The 25,069-nt window shown below is 63.3% G+C and carries 23 protein-coding genes; 5 read left to right on the top strand and 18 right to left on the bottom strand.

Annotated features, from left to right (window positions below; translation table 11 throughout):
• Positions 1-120 precede the first annotated feature (120 nt).
• The gene (locus H7E91_RS11045) at positions 121-804 is read left to right on the top strand and encodes a hypothetical protein (protein ID WP_182355152.1); all 684 of its coding nucleotides are present in this window, start codon (positions 121-123) and stop codon (positions 802-804) included.
• Here H7E91_RS11045 and H7E91_RS11040 read toward each other — a convergent pair.
• The 15 genes from H7E91_RS11040 to dnaE all read right to left on the bottom strand — a co-directional run bounded on the left by H7E91_RS11040 (position 801) and on the right by dnaE (position 17,542).
• Complete coding sequence (locus H7E91_RS11040; protein WP_182355151.1) at positions 801-2,261, bottom strand: SCO6880 family protein; 1,461 nt, start codon at positions 2,259-2,261, stop codon at positions 801-803. The genes H7E91_RS11045 and H7E91_RS11040 overlap by 4 nt on opposite strands.
• A gap of 135 nt (positions 2,262-2,396) precedes the next feature.
• A complete protein-coding gene (locus H7E91_RS11035) occupies positions 2,397-3,839 on the bottom strand; it encodes a TrbL/VirB6 family protein (protein ID WP_182355149.1) in 1,443 nt (480 codons plus the stop codon).
• A gap of 36 nt (positions 3,840-3,875) precedes the next feature.
• A complete protein-coding gene (locus H7E91_RS11030) occupies positions 3,876-4,199 on the bottom strand; it encodes a DUF6112 family protein (protein ID WP_059062900.1) in 324 nt (107 codons plus the stop codon).
• Positions 4,200-4,302: 103 nt separating this feature from the next.
• Complete coding sequence (locus H7E91_RS11025; RefSeq protein WP_182355148.1) at positions 4,303-4,605, bottom strand: DUF6112 family protein; 303 nt, start codon at positions 4,603-4,605, stop codon at positions 4,303-4,305.
• 70 nt (positions 4,606-4,675) lie between these two features.
• Positions 4,676-5,845 carry a peptidoglycan DD-metalloendopeptidase family protein gene (locus tag H7E91_RS12030; RefSeq protein ID WP_206680431.1) on the bottom strand — a complete coding sequence of 390 codons (1,170 nt, stop codon included), beginning with the start codon at positions 5,843-5,845 and terminating at the stop codon, positions 4,676-4,678.
• A gap of 17 nt (positions 5,846-5,862) precedes the next feature.
• The gene (locus H7E91_RS11015) at positions 5,863-6,552 is read right to left on the bottom strand and encodes a hypothetical protein (protein WP_182355147.1); all 690 of its coding nucleotides are present in this window, start codon (positions 6,550-6,552) and stop codon (positions 5,863-5,865) included.
• An 82-nt stretch (positions 6,553-6,634) separates the two neighbouring features.
• Positions 6,635-7,759 carry a ParB/RepB/Spo0J family partition protein gene (locus H7E91_RS11010; RefSeq protein ID WP_182355146.1) on the bottom strand — a complete coding sequence of 375 codons (1,125 nt, stop codon included), beginning with the start codon at positions 7,757-7,759 and terminating at the stop codon, positions 6,635-6,637.
• Positions 7,756-8,601 (bottom strand): hypothetical protein, encoded by an 846-nt coding sequence (locus H7E91_RS11005; RefSeq protein ID WP_182355145.1) that lies wholly within the window; start codon positions 8,599-8,601, stop codon positions 7,756-7,758. The genes H7E91_RS11010 and H7E91_RS11005 overlap by 4 nt, the downstream gene beginning before the upstream one ends.
• Positions 8,602-8,851: 250 nt before the next feature.
• Entirely contained in the window at positions 8,852-9,301 is a 450-nt protein-coding gene (locus H7E91_RS11000; protein ID WP_182355144.1) for a hypothetical protein, read from the bottom strand.
• Positions 9,294-10,052: a DUF2637 domain-containing protein gene (locus H7E91_RS10995; protein WP_338401796.1), complete on the bottom strand. Its 759-nt coding sequence runs from the start codon at positions 10,050-10,052 to the stop codon at positions 9,294-9,296. Before H7E91_RS10995 ends, H7E91_RS11000 begins: the two co-directional genes overlap by 8 nt.
• A 2-nt stretch (positions 10,053-10,054) precedes the next feature.
• Positions 10,055-10,936, bottom strand: a complete 882-nt coding sequence (locus H7E91_RS10990) for a bifunctional DNA primase/polymerase (RefSeq protein ID WP_182355143.1) — start codon at positions 10,934-10,936, stop codon at positions 10,055-10,057.
• A 266-nt stretch (positions 10,937-11,202) separates the two neighbouring features.
• Positions 11,203-12,393 carry a hypothetical protein gene (locus tag H7E91_RS10985; protein WP_182355142.1) on the bottom strand — a complete coding sequence of 397 codons (1,191 nt, stop codon included), beginning with the start codon at positions 12,391-12,393 and terminating at the stop codon, positions 11,203-11,205.
• Between the two features lie 167 nt (positions 12,394-12,560).
• Complete coding sequence (locus H7E91_RS10980) at positions 12,561-13,058, bottom strand: hypothetical protein (RefSeq protein ID WP_182355141.1); 498 nt, start codon at positions 13,056-13,058, stop codon at positions 12,561-12,563.
• 79 nt (positions 13,059-13,137) lie between these two features.
• Positions 13,138-13,872: an AraC family transcriptional regulator gene (locus tag H7E91_RS10975; protein WP_182355140.1), complete on the bottom strand. Its 735-nt coding sequence runs from the start codon at positions 13,870-13,872 to the stop codon at positions 13,138-13,140.
• A 142-nt stretch (positions 13,873-14,014) separates the two neighbouring features.
• Positions 14,015-17,542 (bottom strand): DNA polymerase III subunit alpha, encoded by a 3,528-nt coding sequence (gene dnaE / locus H7E91_RS10970; protein ID WP_182355139.1) that lies wholly within the window; start codon positions 17,540-17,542, stop codon positions 14,015-14,017.
• A gap of 125 nt (positions 17,543-17,667) precedes the next feature.
• Here dnaE and H7E91_RS10965 point away from each other — a divergent pair, with 125 nt between their 5' ends.
• Positions 17,668-18,603, top strand: a complete 936-nt coding sequence (locus H7E91_RS10965) for a LysR family transcriptional regulator (protein WP_182355138.1) — start codon at positions 17,668-17,670, stop codon at positions 18,601-18,603.
• A 114-nt stretch (positions 18,604-18,717) separates the two neighbouring features.
• Here the strand turns inward: H7E91_RS10965 and H7E91_RS10960 are convergent, their stop codons facing one another.
• Positions 18,718-19,947 carry a DNA methyltransferase gene (locus H7E91_RS10960; protein WP_206680430.1) on the bottom strand — a complete coding sequence of 410 codons (1,230 nt, stop codon included), beginning with the start codon at positions 19,945-19,947 and terminating at the stop codon, positions 18,718-18,720.
• Positions 19,948-20,099: 152 nt separating this feature from the next.
• On the opposite strand from H7E91_RS10960, the gene mobF reads away from it, so the two are divergent.
• From mobF to H7E91_RS10950, 3 genes are all read left to right on the top strand, one after another.
• The gene (mobF, locus tag H7E91_RS11595; protein WP_206680429.1) at positions 20,100-21,002 is read left to right on the top strand and encodes a MobF family relaxase; all 903 of its coding nucleotides are present in this window, start codon (positions 20,100-20,102) and stop codon (positions 21,000-21,002) included.
• A 45-nt stretch (positions 21,003-21,047) separates the two neighbouring features.
• A complete protein-coding gene (locus tag H7E91_RS10955) occupies positions 21,048-23,612 on the top strand; it encodes an AAA family ATPase (RefSeq protein WP_206680428.1) in 2,565 nt (854 codons plus the stop codon).
• A 202-nt stretch (positions 23,613-23,814) separates the two neighbouring features.
• Positions 23,815-24,156 carry a hypothetical protein gene (locus H7E91_RS10950; RefSeq protein WP_182355137.1) on the top strand — a complete coding sequence of 114 codons (342 nt, stop codon included), beginning with the start codon at positions 23,815-23,817 and terminating at the stop codon, positions 24,154-24,156.
• Between the two features lie 42 nt (positions 24,157-24,198).
• Here the strand turns inward: H7E91_RS10950 and H7E91_RS10945 are convergent, their stop codons facing one another.
• Both H7E91_RS10945 and H7E91_RS10940 read right to left on the bottom strand, forming a co-directional pair.
• On the bottom strand, positions 24,199-24,765 hold the full coding sequence (locus H7E91_RS10945) for a hypothetical protein (RefSeq protein ID WP_182355136.1): 567 nt from the start codon (positions 24,763-24,765) through the stop codon (positions 24,199-24,201).
• A gap of 172 nt (positions 24,766-24,937) precedes the next feature.
• On the bottom strand, positions 24,938-25,069 hold a 132-nt coding region (locus H7E91_RS10940; protein WP_182355135.1), incomplete at its 5' end, for an integrase core domain-containing protein.

Genomic DNA, 25,069 nt, shown 5'->3' with positions numbered 1-25,069 from the left:
ACGGCACCCCGAACGATTCCGGCGACAACCCTCCACGCCCGCACCAGCCGAGATAGTCGGCATCAACCTGCTCACGCAGAACTCTGAAACTAACACCGACCGACTCCACGCAGCTTGACAATGACCGTTGGGGCACGTTTTGTCGCAGATACCTTGACGCCGCAGAAAATCCGCCTTGTCGTGAATGGCAACCTCTTTCAGTCCTTCATGGGCGGGCAAATCAACTCTGGCCCGCAAGAAAGCAAGGAAGATTATCTGGCAAGTGAATCCGTGCTTCTCATAGAGGACTTGGCCATCATCGAGAGGGAACTGCAACTCACGCTTCCGGTGCCTGAAACGATCACCAATCAAGATCGCCTTACCGTAAGGATCGTGCGGCTTCTCCTTGAGGGGAGCATCGTCATCCACCCGTTCAAATCCACCTTGAACGGAACCCTCACTGACTCTTTGACCCCACACTTGATCGAAATGATTCGCGACGGAGCAGGAGCGATTGTCATCGATCAAGAGAAGCTTGTCGTGGAACTGCTTTCGCGGAAGATAGCATTGGGTTCGGCTCGTTTCGCTATCAGGCATGCTGAGATCGCGAACTCAGAAGAGATCATCGCCGCAATCGAAGCTAACAACAGTAAGGACCATCCGATTCGCATCGTCCCGCACGGCGGCGAGGGGATTAAGGTCTTCCTGCTCGGGCGAGTCGGGGCTGATAACAGGGATCTTGTGGTCTCTCCGTGGGGAGTTCCAGGGATCCCGGAACACAATGAACTCCGCGGGATTACGGATCCTCCTAAGCTCAACCCTTAGATTCCCCGGCACAGCGGTAGCGCCGCCGCGACGAACGCTTGCGCCTGCTGCCCGACCAGCCGCCGCGTCTCGCACGAGGCCTGGATCGCTGCCTGCTCGATCGCAGACACGGCAGCCTCCAGCTCGTCTGCAGTAGGGGCGGAAACTGCGAGGAGGCCGGTGTAGCGGAGGACTCCGTGACCGCTGGTGAGGTCTGCTTCCTGCTGCAGCACGTCTTGATATTCGGCGGCCTGTTGGGCGTCTTCGATCTGACCGACTTTCTGTCGTTGGGCTGCGTCTGAGATGTATTCGGTTTTCTTCTTGCGGATGTCGCGGGCTGCCTGATCGGAGCGGATCGGGTCGCACAGCAGCGTGAATGCGCGCCTGATCCCGGAAGTCAGTAGGACGGGTGCGAGGAAGCCTGGGTAGACGAGGGATCGTGGCCACTCGCTGATCCATAGCACCGCGTGATGCGCGCTGTCGGAGCGAAGCCCGTCCCATGTTTCTTCGACTGCGACGGGGCCTGCGGCGGCAAGGTCTTGTCCGATGTCGCCAGAGCGTTCCAGGGTCGCGGCGATTGCCGGGTCGTAGGCGGAGCGCAGCATGATCGCGAGTTGCCCTGGCGTGTACCAGTCGGATGGTTTCAGGTCCGCGGTGCGCAGCGCGGTGGTGAGGGTGTCCATTTCTTGTTTCAGGACGACGGCTGCCCCTTTCAGGCTTCCGCCTGCGGTGCGGATCGCGCGGAATGCCGCCCGCATATCCAGGGAGAGGGAGATGGTGGAGATGTGGCGTTCCCCTGCGGGACCTGCCCGGTCGATGAGTTCCCGGTAGGTGCGGGCGACCCAGGAGTCGTCGTCGTTGCCGTGTTCTGCCCACCACTGCGCAAGCCCCGACCCGGAGTCGGGGACGGTGTGCTCGAGCACCTGGAGGCGGGCGATGCGGGTGGAGCGGCATGCGGTGGACAGCACCCTGCCCCAGGCATGGACGCGGCGTTCCTGCTCGCCCGGGTCGAGAAGGATGAACGACGGGTGCGTCACCTCCAACAGCGCTGTCAACGTCTGGGCGTGTGGGTCGTGCACCATAACCGCCCCAGTCTCTGGGTCTTCGTATTGCCGCAGTGGTGCTGCGTCTCCGGGGAGTGCGAGGGTCCCGGCTGGGCGGGGCTTGACGACCCGGCGACGGTACTGGGTCTGCTTCAGGGTGCTGCGGAGGAGCCAGTGCAGGGAGATGGGCACCCATTCGACGAGCTTGCGTCCGCTGACGGGGATCCAGGCGAGCGCTGCGGCGGTGCCCCAGATGGGTGCGGTGTAGAGCGCTGTAGGACCGCCGGTGTAGAGGGAAGCGATGAACACGGCCACGGCGATGGAGAGCGCGATCACCTGCGGAAGGGAAAGACCAAGGATGATGCCGCGTTTGGTGAGGCGGGAGAACTTCACCGGGGACAGTTCAAACTCGTTCTGCGTGGATGCGGTACTCATGCAGTTCCTCCTGAAAACAACGACGGGTGCGTGCAAGTCAGGTACGAACACAAAGACGCGGGCGGCAACCCGGTTTGAGGTTGCCGCCCGCGTGACGGACGTGCTTTCTTCTCTCCTTTCAGGTGCGGGGCGGTATCAGGACTTCGGGGCAGGCTTCGGTGGTGGCGGTGGGGCGTCCCCGCCTGCGGGATTCTCTGGCGGTGCCTTCGGCGGCGTGCTCGCGGGCGGCGTGCTCGGTGGTGGTGGTGTGGAGCGGTCCGGGGGCGGTGGCGGGGTTTGTGCTTCGCCTGCGGCTCCGGCGTGGTTGTCGGCGGTGCGGCCGATCGCGCCGCCGAGCTTCGGGCCAGCTTCCGCAGCTCCCTTGGCGATCTTCGCCCCGGCAACCGTGGCGATCCCGACCGGCCCTGCCGCAGCTCCCGCCCCGGCACCACCCGCAGCTGCCGCACCACCACCGGAACCTGCAGCCGCACCGCCAGATCCCGCAGCAGCGCCACTCCCACCACCCGCAGCCGCGGATCCGCCGCCTCCTGCAGGCGGGGTGGGTTTGCCTGACGGTGGCGGAGGGTTCCCGCCACCGCCTCCACCGCTGCCACCGTTTTTGTCGCCGCCGTCGAGGACCTTCTGCGGTCCTGCACCGTCGGGCTTTCCGGGCAGCGGCATGGGCCGGTTCATCGACTGCTTTGACTCTTGTTCGGCGGACATAACGTGGTACATATCGAAGCCGACGAAGCTGATGAACTTGTACACCATGTACGGGGCGAACGCGGCGATAAACATCAGCACGATTCCCGCGATCGGATCCGCGATCGAGGACAGGTCCAAGTCGATGGGTGCGTTGACCTGATTGATGGCGACGAGAAACACCACCACGATCACGAGCTTGGAGAAGATCAACGCGAGCACGAACGATGCCCACTTCCCAAACCAGCCCTTTGTCGCATCCCAGGACGCTCCGGACAGGGCGATGGGGGCCATCACCACTGCGACGAGGATCAAGGCTTTCCGGATGAGGAGTGAGAACCAGACGATCGCTGCGGCACAGATCGCCAAGAAGCTGAGGAAGATCGTGATGATCGCTCCGGCTCCTGGGGCGGTGAGATTGATCGCGGTGAGCCCGGCAACGAGCACACCGATCTTTCCGCCCATCTCTTCCAGCGTGCTGCCGGTGGCTTGGATGATGCCGATGCAGAGCTGATCGACGACCTCGAGCAGGGTCGCGGTGAGGGTGATCACCAGGAACGACCCCAGAACGCTCTTTGCGAGCCCCAGGGCTGCACGGGACAGGGCGGTGGGGTCGCGCCGGATGAGGCCGGTGATGAGTTGGAGGCAGAAGAAGATCAGCATGATGAAGATCGCGATCCCGAAGATCACGTTGTACACGCCGATGTAGCCCGCCCCGGTGACATCGACCAGGGTCGTGGAGTCGAACAGTGCCCACACGCCCTGGAAGATCCAGGACGCGGCCTGCCCGATGGCTTGTGCGAGCCAGTCGAAAGGGGCTGCCACGAGGGTGGCGGCGCCCTCGCCGACGGCGTCGCAGACGTTGCTGATGATGGGGACGTCGCAGATTCCAGCCACGGGGTTCCCCTCCCTTCTTCGGGTAGAGGCGGTGGGTTAGGAGACGGTCTGGCCGACGTTCCAGAAGAAGTTGATGAGCGTGACCGATGCGCCGGTGATGATCGCCGCACCGCAAGAGATCAGCACCCCGACCTTCCCCCTGGAAGCCAGATGCGGGTTGGAGGAGTTCGACCCGAACCCCCACACCACTGCGGAGACGATGAGGGCGAGGACAGACAGGATCAGCCCGATCGTCATCACTGCGCCGACGACGGTGCGCAGCGCGCCGATACCGGGGAGGCCGGAATCGTTCGGGGAGATGTCGATGTTCGCGGGCAGGACTGCGGCGACGGTGGTGAGGGTGTCGAGGACGGCAAGCATGGTGGGCTCCTTCACAGGCTTCGGCCCGCAATGAGATAGCTGCGGGGTCACCCGTCAGGTGCGACCCCGAAACACCCGCCCGGAAGCCCTGGGATACCCGGTGTTAGAGGGTGTCGCCGAGGTTCAGGAGGAAGTTCATCCACGCGACACCGGCTCCTGCGAGGACAGCGGCACCGAGAGAAACGAAGACCCCGACCTTGCCTTTCGCCGCAACACCAGGGTTGCCATTCGAAGACGAGATCGCCCAGACAATGGCGGAAACCACGAGCATGAGCACGGAGACGATGAGCACGATCGTGAGCAGTGCGCCGACGATGGAGATCAGGGTGCTGCGGCCTCCCACCCCGGACAGATCCGGGTAGACGTTCTCGACCGGAAACAAAGCCAGTAGAAGGGCGGTGGTCATGTGGTTCTCCAAACGTGAGTGGGGCGGGTGGGCACCGGTCAGGTGCGCCACCCGCCCCACTCGCTTGCGTTCAGAAGGAGCAGCCGGGGCCGCCGCCTGCGGGGGCTTCGGTGCCCTCCACGCCGCGCTCGGCGAGCCACGGCTCGGCATCGACCGCGGTTGATCCGGCTCCGCCGGGGTGGACTTGGAAGTGCAGATGCGGGCCGGTCGAGTACCCGCTGCTGCCAACGTCGCCAATGTGCTGGCCCGCGATGACGCGGTCGCCTGAGGTGACGTGGATGCCGTGCGCCCACATGTGGATGTATTTCGTGGCGACTTTCTCCCCGTCGATGGTGTGCTCGATCGTGATCTGCCCCGAATACCCGTCAACCATGCCCGCATAGGTCACGACCCCGTCCGCGAGGGCGAAGATCGCCGTACCATCGGGGGCGGCCCAGTCGGTGCCGTGGTGGTAGCTCGACTCACCACTGATCGGGTCGGTGCGCGGCCCGAATGTTGAGGTGCGCACGTACGTGCCGGTCGGCAGCGGAAACACCAGGCGGCTTGTCTCAGGGATGTCCGCATCCCCGGGCGTGCCGCTGCCATTCCCGCTGCCGCGAACGGTGAGGGCATCGAGGATGGTGCGGGCTACGGGCTCATAGTTCTGGTACCGGTCTGGGTAGGCGGACACTTCGACGGCTTGGGCGGCTTCACCCTTGTCCATCTGTTGCCACCCCGGAATGTCCAGCAGCCCCCGCGGTGAGGGATAGTTCGGCCCGTCTGGGCCGCCGTAGAACGCCTTCGCTTGGTAGGTGGTGTCCATGAGCTCTGCGACGGTGCCCCACCCGGCCTGGGGGCGCATCTGGAACAGGCCCAGGCTGTCGTGATCGGACCCGTTGCCGTCATTCGGGTAGTTGCCGGACTCGGGGTAGGTGCCGGTGTTCGCGAGCTGGCGGAGCGTGGATTCCGTCAGCGCCGCCATGAGCGCGATGAGGATGCCATCCCGCCCCACTCCTGGGGTGTTCGCTCCGGTGGTGATGATGGTTCCGGCGTGGGTGAGCTGCTGTTTGTTCAGGGTGAACGTGTACCCGTGTTTCATCGTCACCTTGAGCGAATCCGGGATCGGCCCGAGCATCACATCGGAGGGGACGCAGTTTGCCTGATTCGTGACCGCAGGGTTCATGACCACTCCGATACTCAGGAGCCCGAGCATCGGCGCAAGGAGAACAAGCACGAGCGCGGCGATGGCTGCTTTCTTCACGACTGGCCCCTCTCGTTCTATCGGAGGGGGTTGTCGAGTTCGGACAGCCTGAGCAGATGGCAGCGGTCGAACACCGGCTTGCAGGAGATGAACACGGTGAATGCCGCCGCATGCGCGCTGTTGACGGGATCGTCGTACCAGACACCCTCCCGAATGCGCGTGCCTTCGACTGTGTACGCGTAGGTGCCTTCTGTGATTTGCCTGCTGGAGGCGGTGACGGCTTCGTCCCACTGGGCGGGAATGAAGATGCGGTCGATGTCGATCGACTGCCGGGTGCGGTACTCGGCCAGATCCCGCCACGTCGACGCGGACGGGAAGTAGCCGTCGAGGTCCGCGATCAGTCCCGGAGTTTCGGTGCCCGAGGGGTCCGCGTCCTCTATCAGCACCGCCCGGTGATCCGACGGGGTCAGTAGCGTGAACGTGTCCCACGTGAACAGCGCTTCAGCGACCGACCGAACGTAGACCTCAGGGTCATTCGTCCGCGCCAGTCTCGGCAGTTTCGCTTCTGCGGGCTCCTCGCTCCGGGGCGGTGATGTCGCCGACGAGCCTGGCGGTGTGGTCTCGGATGGGGCGGGTGGTGTGGGGCCGGTGATGAGGCCGTAGATACCGATCCCGGCGAGGATCGCGATGACCAGTCCGGTGGCGGTGCGGGCGATGATCAGGCGACGCTTGCGGCGCTGCTGATCATCCAGAACGGGTGCAGACATGAGAAGCCTCCAAGCAAGGAGAAGGGCGGGCAGAGTCACCCATCAGGTGCGCTGCCCGCCCAGAAACACCCAGACCGCTCGGCTACTCGTCCGCTGCGTCAACGCTCTCTTCGGGCACCTCGGAGCCCTGACCCTGTGCGGTGTCGCGGGCTGCTTGTGCCTGATCGAGAAAGCTCGAGGCTGACGTGATGTAGGTGGTGACGAGGTCCCATTGCTCGTCGTCGGCGTACTTGCCGAACTCGGCCGGGTCGTAGCGGTCCCACCAGCCGTGCTCCCGGCGCAGCAGATCGACGAGTTTGCGGATCGCATGCTTTTCTCGCAGCAACGGATCCACGTCCTTCCACCCCAGCGAGGTCTCGTTGGTGGCGGCTTTCTGGATCTCGCGCACGCGGGCAAGCGCAAGCCCGGACTCTTTCATCGTTTCCGCCGGGGAGTCGATCCCAGAAAGCCCTCGCAGCTCAGCAACAGCCGCACTGCGGGCTGCCTCTGGGGTATCGGGATGTTCAGCGGCACGGGTCAGGTGCGCGAGGTGCTGGCGGGTCTTCACGGCCTGGTAGCGGCCGTTGACCTTGCGGTCCTCGTTGATCTCAAGGAGTGCTTCCGCGGCGTGCTGGCGCACATAGGGGTCTTCGGTGTCGTCGGCGGCGATGTGTTTGAGCTGATTGATCTGTTCCAGCATGGTCCGCGAATCCCGACCCGTCACCGCACGAGCCGCCTGCACTCGCGCTTTGCCGTCATTGACGTTCTTGCGCGGGGGTGCCGAATCGGCACCCCCGTCTTCTGCGGACGAAGAGTTTATGTGCTGCTCCCGGTCCTCCGCCCCGAAGCGTGTGGCTGCATCACGTCGCTCGGCGTCCTCTGCGTACAGGCCTTTGAGTTCTTCGTAGAGTTCTGCTTGCTCGAGCGGTTTCAGGGCTTTGTGCAGGGTCTGCTCGTCACGGATCGCGAGGACGTAGGAGAGCTTGTCCGAGACGCCGGGAACAACCCAGATCGGGGTGACGCGCATCCCGATCCGCTCCATCGCCGCGACCCGGCGGTTCCCGGTGATGATGACGTAGTCCTCGGTGACCGCGGGCGGGTTCAGTACCCCTACCCGGCGGATCGAGTCACACAGATCGTCGAGGTCTTCATCGGGGTCGCGGCGATACTGCGACCCTTTCTTCAGCTGATCGATGGCGTGTTCCAGCACCAGATGCCCGCGACTCATGCCGCACCCCCTTGCCCGTCCTGCAAGTCAGGTACGGACGCCATCCGACGGGATGATTCCACGAGAGTTTCATCGCGGAGAAGGTCTGCGACATCGTCACCGAGAAGCACACGAGCGAAGAGGCCATAGTCGCCGCTTTTGCGCCTCCCGGTTTTCGTGCCGACGACCAGACGCACCAGGCCCGCCCAGGCTTCCGGGGTGTAGCCGAGACGGATCGCGATGTGCAGCTCTTTCGACACGATCTCCAGCGCCGAGCTGGATGACGACAATCCGGTGATGCGGTGGGCAATGTAGTCCACGGCCTGCTCGACAGGGCGGGCAGGCCAGTCGGTGAGGACGAGGAACACGCTCGTGGCGCGGATCACCCGATCCACCGAATGATCCTCACCCTCATGATTTCGCGCGTAGAGGGAATGCGCGTGGGGGTACACGTCGTAGAAGAACTCCTCGTAATGTCCCGCCCGCATCGGCTCCTCAGCGGGGCGTTTCGAGGGGCGACGTGCCTTATCTTGGCTGGTCATATTCCGATCCGCATGCACCTCGGCGGCGATGCCGAGCGCGACGGCACGAGTGATCACCGCCCAGGGGTCGTCGGCGCGAAGCGTGGTGGGTTGCCGCATCGCAAGGAACGCCTCGTATGCGGTATCTTCTGGCGCACGCCGCCACGCTTTCGCGATCGGCGTGTACTTGTGGGTGACGTAGACCATGAGCTCGGCTGCGACCGGGCTCGACGCCCACGCATTGTGCTCATTGAGGTCAGTGATGAGCGCCCGCAGCCCTTCACCGGTGGTGAAGTCCGGGGCCGGTGCAGGATGCTGGTGTTGCGAGAATTGGGGTGTCATGGTGACTCCTGACATGAGAGAAGATCCGTCGGTAGAGAGGTGTGACACCCACCCGGCACACGCCCCTCATCCCGCGAGCGCCGCAGCGGAGAACTCCGCCTGGAAAAGGCAAAGGAGTACTGTCAGGCCCACCCGAAGCGGGCAGCCTGTCAGGTGTTCGTCCGGCGTCAGTTGGACGTCGGTGAGGAGTGTGAGAGTTCGTGGTGGTGGGTGGTGTCCGGTGCTCGGGTAGCGCCGGAGCCGGAATCGTTCATCGGCTCACCCCCGTCCTCCCGAGCCGCAGCTCCTGCGTCTGCGCCGGGACCGTGGTGTCTGGGGCGATCTGCTGCTGCCTGCGCGCCAAGCGTTCGGCGAGCTGTGCTCGCCCCTCACGGATGCCCTCAAGCGTGGCGTCTCGTAGCCGCGTGTTCAGCTCGGTACCTTTACCGACGATTGCGCCACCCGCACGCGCAGCAACATCCGTGGGACGCACCCACTCCACCCCGCCACGCCCGCGCACGGAGGTTTGCCGGGTGAGGGTGGGGTCGCCGTACGCGGCGAACTCCGACGCTCGCTCCGCCTCCCGTGTCTCCATTCTGGACGGAGTCTCAGGCGACTGGGGGCGCTCGGTTCCGGTGAGATGCGGGTCTGGCAGGTGAGTTCGAAGTCGAGCAGCAGCCTCTGCAGTGTCGTCGGGGTGCACGGGTGTGGGGTCAGTCATGGGGTGCTCCGTTCTCTCCCCGGTCAGGTGCGCTCAGCCACCGGCCCACCGTGGTCGGATGCACCCCCAGCTCAGCGGCGATCTGCCGCCGCGAAACCCCTTCAGATGCCAACGCGACCGCCCGTTCACGCCCCAAGCTGCTCCGCTTCGTGGTTCGGGCAGATGCGTGCGTAGAGCTTTCCGCATCGGTACGACCTGCTCTTTCCGCCGCCGGTACGGCAAGGACCGAGGCCGCAGCGGGCTCATCCAGATTCGCCGGGGCGCTGTGCTCGATGAGAGTTCGCGTCTCGGGAGCCTGGTGTGGGGTTTCGTTGCGGGTGAGTTCGACGGTCAGATGCGTCATCGCGAGTAGCACCAGGGGTGGGACGGAGGCGACGAGGGCGGCGATGATCGCGGGGACGCGGGTGTCTGAGGCGACGACAGCGTGGGTGATGTTCGCCGCGACACTCACCCCGGCACCGGACGCCAGGAGGAGCCAGGCGAACCGGCGCGCGGCGGTTGCGGAGTTGCGGAGGGCGACAACGGAGATCGTAGCTTCAAGAATCACCCCGTCGACGATCAGTGGCCATACCCACGCCTGCCCCGCAGGAATTCCCGACAGCGCTGCAAGGTCTTGCAGGGTGGTGAAGGAGAGCCAGAACGCGCCGAGCGCGAGGAGGACCGTGCCCGTGATTGCGAGGACGATCACGCCGCGTGACACCCCAGACCGGCTCACCTGTGCGGCGCGTACGTGCAGGTCCGGGGCGCTCACCGTTACCGCCTCATCTCGGCAAACGAGCGCCCCACTATCGGCGCAGATTCGGCAGCATCCGGGTTCAGTGCGGTGGTGTGATGGGCTGACTGGATGGTTGATGCGATCTCCCGCGCCTCAAGCCCGATGCGGGCAGCGGCGGGCTGGAGAAGCGCATACGAGTCGCCATGACTGAGCCCTGCCTCGGCGAGACGGCACGCAGCCCAGAACAGGCCCGCATTCCGGTTCCCCTCCGTGAGCGTCCCGACCCACTCCACGAGCCCCTCCAGCGCACCATCACGGCCCGGCCTATCAGTGCTTGGCATGGTTCGTGGTGCTGGGGTCGGGGTGAGGAGATCCCTGATCGCTGCCGAGTCGACGGGGCGCGGATTCCTGCCGTGGGCGATCACCTCGTAACGGCGCTGCCAGTGTGCAGTGTTGATCACGGAGGGTGGGGCGATGATGTAGCCGGCGGTGCCCCGGAAGTCGATATGTGCCCGGCTAAGCGACCACGACCTCGCGTCGCTGTCGGGGCTGCTCGGATAGTAGAGGTGCAGGCCGCCTGAGGGGGAACGCACCGCCAGGCCCCATCCGGCGATGAGGTTCTCCTGCTGCAGTGCTCGAAGGACAGGGAAGCCGGTACCGGTGGCGTGCACGTCAACATCGACCACGTCGACGCCATGGCCGGTAGCGATACCGATGTTCGCCCCCGGATGTGTCCGCCACCACGCACCGACCTGCTCAAGATCCGTGGTGGCGTCATGGAACCCGTGCTCGGTGAGGGGACGTTTGCCGCCCGGAACGCACGGAAACACCGCTATCCCGGCGGCGGCATACGCGGCCGCCGCGTCTGGCAGATGCTGTGAAAGGCGGGCGGGAAGGAGCGTGGGTGTGGGGTCGGTCATGGTCGGGCACCTCCTTTGGGGACACAGCACGAGCAGTTCTCGATGCTCAGCGTGCGGTGTCATGCGGAAGGTGCGGCGGCACCTATACCGTCATCACCTGGGGTGCAGAGTCCACTCTCGAGCATTCCCTCGTCCCATCAACCACTACCCGGCAGCGACCGCACCGGTCGAGTATTTTCTGGCAGGATGCGCCGAATCGTCAAGGAGACGCGCCAAATCGTCAAACACGCCCTCCCTCGCCTCCACCACACAAACAGCAGATGGTGCTAGAAATCCCGCCCGACACCCCGTCCGGGATCCGCCTGCTCTGGCCCCTCACGGTCGCTGTCCAGCTGCTGTTCACGCTCCGCGAGGAGGTCACTGAGCAGCACCCCGCGTTCCAGCCGCGACGCAGGCTCCACCCGTCCCAGATCGGATGGCAGCGCGCCCGTTCGCCCGGTAGCGATGACGTGCGCGTTCACCCGGTGAAGCACCCCGGCGGGTGGCTCGTGCTCGGTGTGGTGTTCGAGGATCCAAGCGATCTGGTTCATCGCCGCACTATCGTGCCCGGCTACAGGGAACGCCGCAGACGTTGTCGCCCCATCCCCGCCGGGTACGGGGCCGACGACGAGCCGGAACCCGCCCTCTCCGTCGATACCCGTCGCCTCGTACACGCCCGCGGGCATCCAATCGTGCGCCTCCGATGCGGGACCAGCGAACAGCTCACCGCCTAAAGGGTCGTCAGGATCCAGCACTCGAACATCCGGGTCAGCCGCGTCGAGCATCGCCTCCACCTGTTCGCGTTCCTGCCGGTCCAGGGGCACCACCCGCAGCCCGGAGCCGCTGCTGTCGACCAGCCCACGGAGGATGTGGATGACAGCGAGATCGGCCGGTGCCCACGTGCGGGCGGACTGCTCCGGCAGATACGAGGTGCGCGGCCCGCCCTCTCTGAGTGCGTCGCGGAGGGTGTGGTCACGGCGCAGGGCCGTCGCGATGAAGTCGCTGCGCCACTGCGAGTGATCCCACCGGTACTGCATATCGTTGTACTCGCCCTCATACGCAGGGGCGACCGTGACGAGATAGTCATCCTTGACCGGTTCCATCGGCAGCGGATCGCGCTCCAGCAGATCGATCACCGCACCCCGCACCCGCTCCGCAGCCACGACCTGCGCGTGTTGCTGATGGGCTTGTTCGAGGTCTTCTAGCTGCTCCAACAGCTCGGGTAGACGAGCTGCCGCATACGCCAAATGCAGGCAGGTCTCGCGCCACTGCTCATGCGCATCCTCGAACCCGTCAACGTCCGGTCCGCCATCGGGCAGGGCGAACGCATCTTGGCGGGGTTCGGGTGGGAACATGCTCGCGACGATCTCCGGAACCCCGGACCCCTCGAACGACTCCCATCCTGCACCTGGAAAGTGTTCTGAATGCTGGCCCGGTCGCTCGGGTTCGGGTGACGGGAATGAATGATCTTCGGACATGACAGCAGACTCCTTCACGAATGAGTAGACAAGTAGAGAAATGAATATGAACAGCGGCAGTGCCGCGTTCTATTGGTAGGAACACGAACCGGTGAAGAACCCCGGTCACGGAAGGCATGCGCGGTGAGGTCAAGAACACGCGCGAAAACGACAAACCGAGACCGTGCTCACCGCTCGAGCGGCACCGTGGCTGGCCCTTCGCTGGTTCGTGAGGAGGGTTCCTCTGTGAGGGCTTGCTCTCGGTCACGGAGGGCGTGCTCAAGGTAGCGGTTTACGAAGCCCTGATTTGTTCCATCCGCCCCACCAGTGATGGGGACCTGGTGGAACGAGAACGACGGGTGCGGCGTTGCCTCACGCAGCGCCTCGAGCCAGTCGTCGACATCGCGGGGCTCGACCCAGTCTTGGGGCGGTGGGTTCGACTGCCTGAACTCTGTCGCCCCCGCATAGGCGTCGGAGTCCTCGAGCATGTCGTGGATCGTCACCGCCATCGTCCGCGCCAACGTCACAGGGCTCCGGTCCGTGATCACCGTCGGCTCCACCTCCGGGTCGTCGGACCAAACGATTACCCCGAGAAACAGGTCGCTCGGTGGACTCGACGTACTCCGTTGTGCTGTTGTGTCCGCATGCGTCGGTGCTGATGTCCCGTTCAGGTCAATGCTGCTCACGATGGATCCTTCCTTCAAGGTTCGCCGCGCCCAGTCGCGCGATCGGTGTACCTGTCAGGTAGGCCCCAGGCGTGGGCGGTCAGGCGGCCCGGGAATGTTGCTCGTGTGCTCGCCGGTACTGCTGCGGAGAGACCCTGTACACGCGGCGGAACGTACGCGAGGCATGACTGGCGTCCAACCATCCGACCTGGCGAGCGGCTTCCTCGACGCTAAGACCACTGGAAAGCAGAAGATCGGCCATGCGACGCGCTCGCTCATGGCGCAGGAACTCCGCAGGGCTTATATGGAGGTGTTTGCGGAACAGTCGCGAAATCTGCGATCGAGACATCGCCACCGAAACGGCGAGAGCGTCAAGAGTCCACGGCTGGTCGAACTGTTCGACGAGGATTGCCACTGCTCGCCGTAGTGCTTCGTCGCCAACCAAGATCGCAGCATCCGACTGGGTAAGTTCGTCGAGAAGCCCGGCAACAAGACTAAGGCTTCGGAGCGGCGACACCTCGTGCTGCTGGCTATCGAGCAGCGCCCGGAATGCGGAATCCAGTCGCGGAAGTCTCCCAGACGAGAGACGGAAGGCGACAGGATTCGAACCGCATTGGTCCAGAGAACCAAAAAGAGCAGGCGCGGCGGACTTGGGTATCCACCGTGCGTGCTCATGAAGGAAGGCCGTGTCGATGTAGGCCGTCGTCGTCACCACCGACCCGGAGGGGTTTCCCGAATACCAGTGACCAGGCCGCAGCAAGATGACGTCACCTTCAACGGCCTTGAGCTCGCCGGACTGGTGTTTGAGCGTGGTCGCACCCGCGTTGACCATCATTACTTTGGTCGCAGCGAAAAGGACGCGGCCCGTGGGTCCGGAATGTGTGGCACGGCGAACTACCACAGGGAAAAGATTTGGCCGAATAGCAGGAGCGTCCGGCAGCAAGACATTGGTGAGCGGCTCCTTCATGATGCCTCGACTACATCTCGATGCTCTTCGCTCCGAGGAGCGACTTGACTTCGGCATACAAGTTGGCGGTGACTGTGACGGGGTAGGGCGGCAGACTGAAGAGCGTCGCCGAGTCCGTCTTGATGAGCTTGATTCGTGATTCGGTGTCTCCGCGGTGCCGGGAGAGGATTTCGCGGAGCTCGGTGATGCGGAGTTCGGTGGCAGCTTTCTCGGGCATGACGATAACGAAGGGCCGATTGTGCATGTGCTCCGCTGATTCGATTTCTTCGAGCCCGTCGGCGTGGATGGTCACGCCGTCGTCCCGGAGGCTGACTCGTCCGCTGATGAGCATGACGGCGTCGGCTTGGAGCGACGAGGAGTAGGCCTGATAGGTTCTCCCGGTGAACATGATGGTGACTTCTCCGCCGAGGTCTTCGATGCGGACGAGGGCGTAGGGGTTGCCGGAGGACTTCGCAACGCGGTGTTGAACGTTGGTCAGTAGTCCTGCGACAGTCACGGTTTTGCCGTCTTTGAGCGCGGTGTCACCGAGCAATGTTGAGATTTGGGTGTTGGCGCGTTTTGCGAGTGTCTGTTCGAGACCGCGTAGCGGGTGGTCGGAGACGTAGAGGCCGAGCATTTCGCGTTCGAAGGCGAGTTTGTCGCGTCGGTTCCATTCGGGCACGTCCGGAACCTCGGTGTCGAAGGAGTCACCTGTGTCATCGCCGAGAGCGGAGAAGAGGTCGAACTGTCCGTGGGCTTCTTGCCGTTTGATTCCGGCGACGGCATCCACGGCTTCTTTGTGAATGCTCAGCAGCCCGCGACGGGTGTGGTCGAAGGAGTCGAACGCTCCGCCTTTGATGAGTGATTCGATGGTGCGCTTGTTGGCGACGTCGATGGGAACTTTGCGGAGGAAGTCGTGAAAGCCTGCGTAGCGTCCCTTGGTGCTTCGGGTTTCGACGATCTGGGCGACGACGTTGCCGCCAACGTTACGGATCGCTTCGAGTCCGAACCGGATGTCCTCGCCGACGGCGGCGAAGTATCGGCCGGATTCGTTGACGTCGGGTGGGAGGACTTTGATGCCCATGCGTCGGGTTTCATTGAGGTAGAGCGCCATCTTTTCTTTGGACTCGCCGACGCTGGTCAGTAGTGCGGCCATGTACTCGGCCGGGTAGTGGGCTTTGAGATATGCGGTCCAGTAACTCAGGAGTCCGTAAGCGGCCGAGTGAGCCTTGTTAAAGGCGTAATCGGAGAATGGGAGCAAGACGTCCCAGAGCGTTTGTACGGCCTCCGCGCTGTAGCCGTTGGCGTGCATTCCCGAGGAGAAGGCCTCGAACTGCTTGTCGAGTTCCGCTTTCTTTTTCTTCCCCATTGCCCGGCGGAGCAGGTCGGCTTGGCCAAGTGAGAATCCAGCGAGTACCTGCGCGATCGTCATCACTTGCTCTTGGTAGACGATCAGTCCGTAAGTTTTGCCGAGGACATCGGCGAGCGGTTCGGCAAGCTCGGGGTGGATCGGGGTGATCTCCTGCTGCCCGGTCTTGCGGAGCGCGTAGTTGATGTGGGAGTTCGCCCCCATCGGTCCTGGCCGGTAGAGCGCACCGACAGCAGTGATGTCCTCGAAGTGATCGGGCTGGGCGAGGCGCAAGAGGGAACGCATCGCGTCGCCGTCGAACTGAATCACGCCGAGCGTATCGCCGCGTCGCATCAGCTCGAATACCGCTGGGTCGTCGAGCGGCAGGTCTTCCAGGGAGACTTCTTCGCCACGGTTGGTGCGGATGTTCTCCACCGCATCGCTGAGGATGGTGAGGTTCCGCAGCCCGAGGAAGTCCATCTTGATCAGCCCGAGTGATTCGCAGGCCGGGTAGTCGAACTGGGTGACGATCTGCCCGTCTTGCTCCCGTTTCATCAGCGGGATGACATCGGTCAGTGGGACGCTGGACATGATGACGCCTGCGGCGTGGACGCCCCATTGCCGTTTGAGGCCTTCCAACCCGACTGCGGTCTCGTAGACGGCTTTCGCATCGGGTTCGGACTGGATGAGGGTGCGGATCTCGGCGGCTTCGGCATATCGCGGATCGTCGGAGTTGAAGATGCCTGCCAGCGAGATGTCCTTGCCGGAAACGGTCGGCGGCATCGCCTTGGTGAGTTTGTCACCCGTGCTGAACGGGTAGCCGAGCACGCGCGAGCTGTCTTTGAGGGCTTGCTTGGACTTGATGGTGCCGTAGGTGACGATCTGCGCGACCCGGTCGTCACCGTACTTCTCAGTGACGTAACGGATCACCTCACCGCGACGCCGGTCATCGAAGTCGACATCGAAGTCCGGCATCGACACGCGATCGGGGTTGAGGAACCGCTCGAAGAACAGGTCATGTACCAACGGGTCGAGTCCGGTGATCTGTAGCGCGTAGGCGACCATCGAACCGGCACCGGAGCCTCGACCCGGCCCCACACGGATGCCGTGCTCCTTCGCCCAGACGATGAAGTCCGCGACCACGAGGAAATACCCGGCGAACCCCATCTGGAGGATGATCCCGGTCTCGTAGTCGGCGCGCTCACGCACCTGAGCGCTCGGCCCGCCGGGGTAGCGTGCCGCGAGACCGCGCTGGATCTCCTTCACCAGCCAGGTCTCCTCGGTCTCACCCTCGGGGACGGGGAAGCGTGGCATGTAGTTCGCGGAGGTATCGAACTCGACATTGCAACGCTCGGCGATCAGCAACGTGTTGTCACATGCGTTGGGGAAGTCCTTGAACAGCTCACGCATCTGCACCGACGACTTCAGATAGAACTCATCGGCGTCGAACTTGAAGCGCTTCGGATCATCCACCGTGCTTCCCGACTGAACGCACAGCAGCGCCGCATGGCTCTTTGCATCATCGGCATGGACGTAGTGAAGGTCGTTGGTGGCGACCAACGGGAGCGACAGCTCGTCGGCTAGCCGTAGCAGGTCGGTCATGATCCGCCGCTCGATACCGAGGCCGTGATCCATGACCTCACAGAAATAGTTCCCCGCACCGAAGATGTCACGGTAGTCCGACGCCGCCCGACGTGCTTCCTCGTACTGGCCAAGCCGTAGCCGGGTTTGTACTTCGCCGCTCGGACACCCCGTCGTTGCGATCAGCCCTGCGCTGTGCTCGCTGAGAAGTTCGCGATCCATACGCGGTTTGAAGTAGTAGCCCTCGATTGACGCCCTCGACGAGAGGCGGAACAGATTGTGCATCCCGGGCGTCGTCTCCGCGAGGAGCGTCATGTGTGTGTATGCCCCGCTGTCGGATACGTCGTCCCCCGATTCGGTGCCGTTACCCCACCGAACTCGAGTTCGATCCTGCCGTGCAGTCCCCGGCGTGATGTAAGCCTCGGTCCCGATGATCGGCTTCACCCCAGCTGCAGTTGCTGCACGCCAGAACTCGAATGCGCCGAAGACATTGCCATGATCGGTCATCGCGATCGCAGGCATGCCCTGCTCTGCGGCAGAGGAGATCAACGGACTCACGCGCGCTGCGCCGTCGAGCATTGAATACTCACTATGCACGTGCAGATGAACGAATGAGTCTTGTGATGCCACCGACCCTGACCCCTCTCCACAACAGTTTGTTGTTCGTATCGATGGAACCAAGTGGGAGGCGGGTTGATCAAACAACACAGGAGGCGGCGAGCCACAGCCAACGGTTGTGTTGATATGCTTTGGGGGTGGATGTTGAAGTCGTGCGAACCTTCGTAGCAGCTGCCGACGCGGGACAGTTCCAAGAGGCAGCGGTGGACCTCCACGTGACCCAGCAAGCAGTCTCCAAGCGCATCGCTGCACTGGAGCGCGAGCTCGGCGTTTCGCTGTTTAACCGTGCGGCTCGCGGGTCAGAACTCACGGTCGACGGACAAGCCTTCTTGCCTCATGCCCGAGAACTGCTCCGCATCGCAGTCCGGGCGATCGAATCAGTGCAGCCGGGAACGCGAGCCCTCCGGGTTGATGTTGTCCATCGACGTATCGCTCCGGCAGTAGTGCTTCAGGACTTCTATCGAAGCAAAAAAGAGATCCCGCTGGACGTCGTCACCCTTGGCTCGCACACTGCGGAAGGTGCCGTGGCAGCTGTACGTGATGGCTTGGTAGACGCAACATTCCGCGCCTACGACATGAGCAAGCGACTGCCGCTCGGTGTTGAAGTCGGCCCCACGCTCAACTCGGCACTCGAGCTACTTGTCGGCCCGGCCCACCCACTCGCAAATTTCAAGGAGGTCGATCTCAGCCAGCTTCGCGGACATCGCATCTGGGTTCCAGGAATCATTGACGGTAGTGAGTGGGCCGTCTTCTACGCGCAACTCGCAAGGGAATTTGAGCTGTCCATAGATGCTTTAGGCCCGCACTTCGGAGACGAATCACTCATGGATCAACTATCCGCCTCTTCGAACCTCGCGACGCTGGTAGGAGATCACGATAGATACCTCTGGCCAACCCAACACGACCTAAGACGAATCCCGATTCGCAACCCAATACCGGTATATCCGCACTCCCTGATCTGGTTGAACACCAATCCGCACCCCGGACTCGCTGCATTACGGGCATTCCTTGATAGCTACACCGCCCGAGAGACTGCCTCTGATATTTGGACAGCGGAGTGGCTTAGGAACTAAACCTCAGTGACAATGACTAGGTTTCGCAGAATGCATATATGGTCCATGCCGCTCGCTCTGTGAGGAAAGTCTGGCTCAGTGCGATCGTCTCGCATTGGGATGTGTGTCATGTGTTCACCAATGCATCCGCGAATTGATCAGCGGCACATACGCCGCATCCTTCTCCACTCCAATCACTCTGCACCCGACTTGCGCAGCAGCTTCAATCGTCGTACCCGAACCGGTAAACGGCTCCAGCACGACACCTCCGATCGGCGTAACGAGCGTGATCAACCAACGCATCAGCGCCAGCGGTTTTACGGTTGCATGCGAGATTCCGAACGCTCGAGGACGTTCAGTGGCATTGGGTTTATGGGCGAACCGGAAGATGGGGAACTTCCGTGACAGGGACTCGCCTTGCCAGGTCCCAGTGAGCATGTCGAGCGCATGGGCCTGGCGCTGATCGAAGGCGACGTTTGTCGGCCACCGGTCATCTGCGAACCTTGCCCCGTCGATGTTGATCCCGCCGACTCCGTGCTCGAGCACGTTACGGACGACGGTTCCTTCGAACGGTTTCCGGGCGATGATGATCGGTTCAAATGCTGGCCGCAACGCGGTACCCCAGCCGTCCCAGCGCCCGGCGTCATCGGTGACGGGCGTGCCTTTGGAGAGGACGGTTCGGGTTACACCGAGCACCCCGTCATGGTCAGCGATCTGCACGATGCGATCGGAGCGATGTGCGCCGTGGTGTTTGTCGATAGCGTGCGCGAGGTCCATACTCTTGGGCATCCCGGTGGTGTGCAGCCACGCAATCTGGTCGCGGATCTCAAAGCCTGCATTCTCGATTCCACGCACCATGCGATGCCACGTGCGCGCACCACCGAACGCTGCAACATACGCACCCGGCTTCAATGCGTGGAATGCGCCCGCAGCCCACGCCGTGCACCACGCTTCGAACACTTCGGGCGCACTCATTGCAGACGTGTCGAGGTGAGGGAGAGACTCACGGAACCCGGACGCTTCGTCCCAAGAGTGACCGTTGAAGCTCAACCCGTATGGCGGGTCGGTGACCAGCGCATCGATACTCGATTCGGGGAGAAGCGGGAGGAGTTCGACGGCGTCACCGAGGTACACAGTGGCCCGTGCCTCCGAGATGACAGGCGCGGGTAGTTCGGTGAGCCGTGGCGGGCTCGGCGGGGTGGGGTCTGGCATGACGGGTGGCTCCCTGCTGTTCGGGGCCTGTCCGCCTTCGTGTGCGACGAACAGGATCACCCAGCAGGTACGGGCCACGCCGACAGCTCCACCGCGCCACAACCCCACCGTCAGGTTCGAGCCAGCTGCGCTTGCCTCACTCGAATCAGCCACCCGGAGTCGATCTGGCCTCGCTGATTCCCCGTGCTCCTATTCCTCCACACACGATCGGCAATCAACGAGTTCTGGATGCTCGCGCTCGTGGACGAAACCGAGAACGGGGAGATGCAGACGAGTAACTGAATCCCAAAGAACACCTATCCTGTGTGACGATCTCAATTCGAGTGATGGCCGCCGGTGACGGATATAGGTACCTGCTCAGTTCCGTTGTCACTGGAGATGGTGACCGCGATACTGCCACAGCACTCACTCGTTACTACTTGGAGTCCGGTACTCCGCCCGGCACATGGATCGGGTCGGGCCTTTCAGGGCTCTCCGGCGATGTAGCTGACGGGGATTCCGTGTCTGAGGAGCAGCTGCGGCGGCTCATGGGTTACGGGCAGGACCCGAGCACGGGCGAGCAGCTTGGTCGCCCGTACCGGAAGTTCGCCGCCGCTACGGAGCGGGTGCAGCGTCGCGTCGAAAAGCTCCCCGAGGCTCTCACTGTTGATGAGCGCGCGACGCAGGTCGGGTTGATCGAGGCTGAGGAAGCATCGAAACCGACTGGTGCGCCTGTCGCTGGTTTCGATCTCACCTTCTCCGTCCCGAAGTCCGTCTCAACGCTGTGGGCGGTCGCCGACGGAGGAACCCAGGCACTGATCGCGCAAGCACACCGTGCTGCGGTTCAGGAGGTCATCGAGTTGCTGGAGCGGGATGTTGCCGCGACGAGGGTGGGCGCGAAAGGTCCGCGTGGTGCGGTCGCGCAAGTACCGGTGCGAGGTGTGATCGCGGCCGCGTATGACCATTACGACTCACGGGCGTCTGATCCGCAGTTGCATACGCATGTGGTGTTCGCGAACCGGGTGCAGGCTGTGCGGGATGGGAAGTGGCGTACCCTTGATTCCCGCGCACTCCACGCAGCAGTGACCGGGCTATCGGAGCACTACAACGCAGTCCTCGCCGACAGAATCACCCAGGTCCTCGGTGTCGGTTGGGAGGCGCGCGAGCGCGGTGTGGGCCGGTCGACGGCGTGGGAGATCACCGGGGTATCGCAGGGGTTGATGGATTAGTTCTCTTCCCGTACCCGCGATATCGAGCAGGTCAAAGACCGTCTCATGGCTGACTATGTCGAGAAGCATGGCAGGCAGCCGTCACCGAAGCTGCTGTGGCAGTTCCGGCAGCAGGCGACTCTCGAGACCCGGCCGCCGAAGCAACAGCACTCCCTGAGTGACCTCACCGCGCAGTGGCGTGAACGAGCTGCCCAGGTACTCGGAGAGGACGCACCGACCTGGGCCGCAGCCTTGCTCACGGGCAGCACTGCTGATCCGTTGCTGCGAGCTGATGACATTCCGCTCGATGACCTTGGCGCGGTGGCCGCGGTCGTGGTGGGGCGGGTGGGGGATCGGCGGGCGACGTGGAAGCGATGGACCCTCCACGCAGAAGCTGTACGTCAGACGATGGGGCTGCGGTTCGCCACTGCTCAGGACCGTGACGCGATCACGCGGCAGATCGTTGACGCCGCTGAAGACGCATCCCTCCGGTTGACCCCGCCGGAACTGGCGTCGAGCCCGCCCCTATTCCAACAGGCCGACGGGACGAGTGTGTTCCGTCCGAAAGCGTCCGCCGTGTACTCCTCCGAACGCGTCCTCGCTGCCGAAGACCGACTCCTCGCCGCAGCGGAGAATCGTACTGCGCCGACGGTGCCGCTTGCGTGGATTGAGCAGGCCGCCCGTACAGAGAACAAAGATGGGTACACGTTGTCGCCTGATCAGGAGCAGGCGATCGCGAAGATCGGTATCTCCGGCCGCAACCTGGATGTGCTCGTCGGCCCCGCAGGGACCGGGAAAACCACCACCATGCAAGCGCTCCACACGGCATGGGAACGACGCCACGGCGAAGGCTCAGTCATCGGACTCGCGCCCTCGGCTGCAGCAGCTGGAGTCTTGGCGGGTGATTTGGGGGTGGCGACGGAGAACACGGCGAAATGGCTCCACGAACATCGCTACGGCAACTGGAACCTCACCGCCGGTCAGCTCGTCATCATCGACGAAGCATCGCTCGCAGGAACCCTCGCCCTCGATACCATCACCACTCACGCCCAAGAAGTGGGCGCGAAGGTGCTGCTTGTCGGTGACTGGGCGCAACTCGCTGCGGTCGACGCGGGCGGGGCATTCGGGATGCTAGTGCGTGAACGCGACGATGCTCCAGAGCTCGCTGATGTGCGCCGGTTTAGAAACGAGTGGGAGAAACACGCCTCCCTCGGTCTGCGCATCGGGGACGCGGACGTCATCGACACCTACCTCGATCACGACCGCATCACCCCCGGCGGATACGAGGAGATCCTCGAGCAGGCCTACCAAGCCTGGCAAACAGATCAGGCAGCAGGGAAAGCCTCTGTGCTGATCGCCGAGACTCTCGACACCGTCTCCCAGCTCAACGCCCGAGCCCGCACCGACCGGATCCTCGCAGGCGACGTCGCACTGGATGGTGTCCGCTTGCATGACGGGAACGAGGCGTCCCGTGGTGATCTCATCATCACGCGTAAGAACGACCGGCGACTCTCGCTCGGAAGGGGATGGGTGAAAAACGGCGACCGCTGGACCGTGACCAGCGCACACGATGACGGATCCCTCACCGTCCGCCGAGCACATTCGAAATGGCGGACCACAATCACCCTGCCCGCCGCATACGTTGCTGAGAACGTTGAGCTCGGCTACGCGATCACCGCACATCGTGCGCAAGGCTCGACTGTGACGACGGCGCACGCGATCGTGTCGTCGCCGGAAATGACGCGCGAATCGTTCTATGTCGCGATGACCCGTGGCCGGGAATCTAACCGCGCTTACATCGCTACCGACCAGCACCATCTCGAAGAACATCAGCACCGCGACGACTTGCAGATGACCGCGAGGAGCATCCTCTACGGGATCCTGCAACACGTCGGTGCGGAACCATCCGCGCACGACACCATTACCGCCGAGCAGGAAACGTGGGGATCACTGGCGCAGCTTGCAGCGGAGTACGAGTCCATTGCCCAAGAAGCCCAGCAACACCGCTGGACCATGCTGCTCGAACAAGGTGGGCTCACCGCGGAAGTGGTCGATGAACTCGTTGAGACAGAGTCGTTTGGGATCCTCACCTTCGAGCTGCGTCGCCTCGAAGCCGTAGGCCACGACATTGAGCAGTTGCTTCCGCGGGTGGTGCAGGCCGGGAACCTCGATGGCGTCGAAGATCTCGGGTCGTTGCTGCGGTACCGGATCCAGAAGATCACCAGCACCTACCCGCCCAGCCCGCGACGCGCTGCCGGGCTCATCGCAGAACTCGTACCGCGAGCTACGGGCGTCACCGACCCTGCCATGCGCACAGCGCTGGACGAGCGGGAGCACCTCATGGGTGAACGTCTCGACGCGCTCACCCAAACCGCGATCGAGCAGCCCGCACCCTGGCTGGCCACGCTCGGAAACCTCGACCACGAGAGCCTGCAACAGATGGTTCGCGCGGTCGCCGCGTACCGTGACCGGTGGGGCATCACTTCGACAAGTGCTCTCGGGCCGGTGCCCGCCGATGACGCGCAATGCCTCGACTACGAACGCACCCGCGACACGCTCACGCGCTTGAACCAAGCTCCGGACGACCACCCCCGAGAGGTCGCGCAGCGGCGGGAGGAGCGCAGGCTCTAGACACCGCGACGCAGAAGCTCCTCAGTTCTAGAAGTCTTCCTTCTTGCTGATGCCGTGGGTATTCTGATGGTGGCAGGAGCAACCACGCGCCGATCTCCGCAAGCTGGGGTGAGGCAGACCGTTCGAGAAGTATTTCGGGCACTCAACCACTCAGGACCAGCCACACCGCGATAGTCCTGCGTGCGAAAGTGAGGCCCACATCATGCTCCTGAACAGGCTCTGGAACGCCAGCATCCACACCCGCACCTTCCTGCGCCGTTGGATGCCCACCAACTTCCTCCTCGACGCCCTCCGTACCCGGCGCGGCCTCAGATGGGGCGTCCCCGCGATGCTCCTCGGCCTCGTCTACCTGCTGGAGGCGGTCACCTGCACCGGGCTCATCCAACAGGGGTGGAGCAAATGGCTCTACCTGGTGTTCTTCCTCACCCTATGGAATGCGCTGAAGTTCCTCTTCTTCGGCCCGTGGAGCCTCGTGCTGCTAGTTCGTGCACGGGGGCGTGAGATGCGAGTGCACAGCAGCGCCGGGCACACCAAGCCCGTATAGTGCGGCAGCTTGCATCGTGGCTTTCTGTGCCCGGCTACAGTTTTATGCGTCCGAACCCGAGTCGTAGAACGGGCGCACGCCATCCACCCAGTCGGTGGTTTCAATGATCTCGGAGCGAGGGACTTCGGCTGGCCAATTCTTGAGAAACCAATACTCGGCAGATTCAAGTGGCACCCACAGCGGCCGGTCCTGGACGTGCCGTTGGTACCACTCTGCCCGCTGAGTGTAACGACTGGCAGTCGGCATGGTCGTGAGCTTGGACCACGTCCAGTCAGTAAGCCCGACGAAGTCGTACGGCAAATCCTTGAAAGGGCTGGGAGCATCAACACGCCTCGCACGATGCGTCTTCTCCCCGCGCACGAACATCAGCCCACCGACCACCTCGCCTGCAGTCGACGCGAGCAGAGCATCGTCTTGCTTCATGTTCTTCTGGATGTTCTCGGCAATGATGTATGCCTCGAAGAGGTCGTACACAGCGTCGAGGCCCCAGTTCGCGGCAACAGCCACAGCCTCGACATCACGAGAGTGGCGCAGCTCCTTCAACAAGCCCGCTGCCCACATGAGCGAGCGCAGACGGATCCGGTACATCGCCTCAAGATCCCCATCCATAAGAGAAACGCTACTGCGAATACTCCGAAGACAACCCTGCAGAACCGGGGCTCCCTTGAGCGATGGGGCCGTCTCTCACTCGCCAGACTGGACGGATGCACCAACAACTCCACAGCGACCACCACGCCGTCTCCTTCCGCATCAACTCCACTACGGAGGTGGCCATCCGTGGCTAGATGTACTGTCCGGGGAGGTTGGTTAAGCGGGTGATTGGGGCGAGCCTGTCGCAGGCTGTGTGGGGTCGGTGATGATTATAGTGATGCAGCCATCCTGGTAGGGCGTCTCGTCGCTCGGTTTCTGAGGT

The sequence above is a fragment of the Flaviflexus huanghaiensis genome (assembly GCF_014118685.1).
In the GTDB taxonomy this organism is placed as follows: Bacteria; Actinomycetota; Actinomycetes; order Actinomycetales; family Actinomycetaceae; genus Flaviflexus; species Flaviflexus huanghaiensis.
This window is presented reverse-complemented; position numbering and strand designations above follow the sequence as displayed.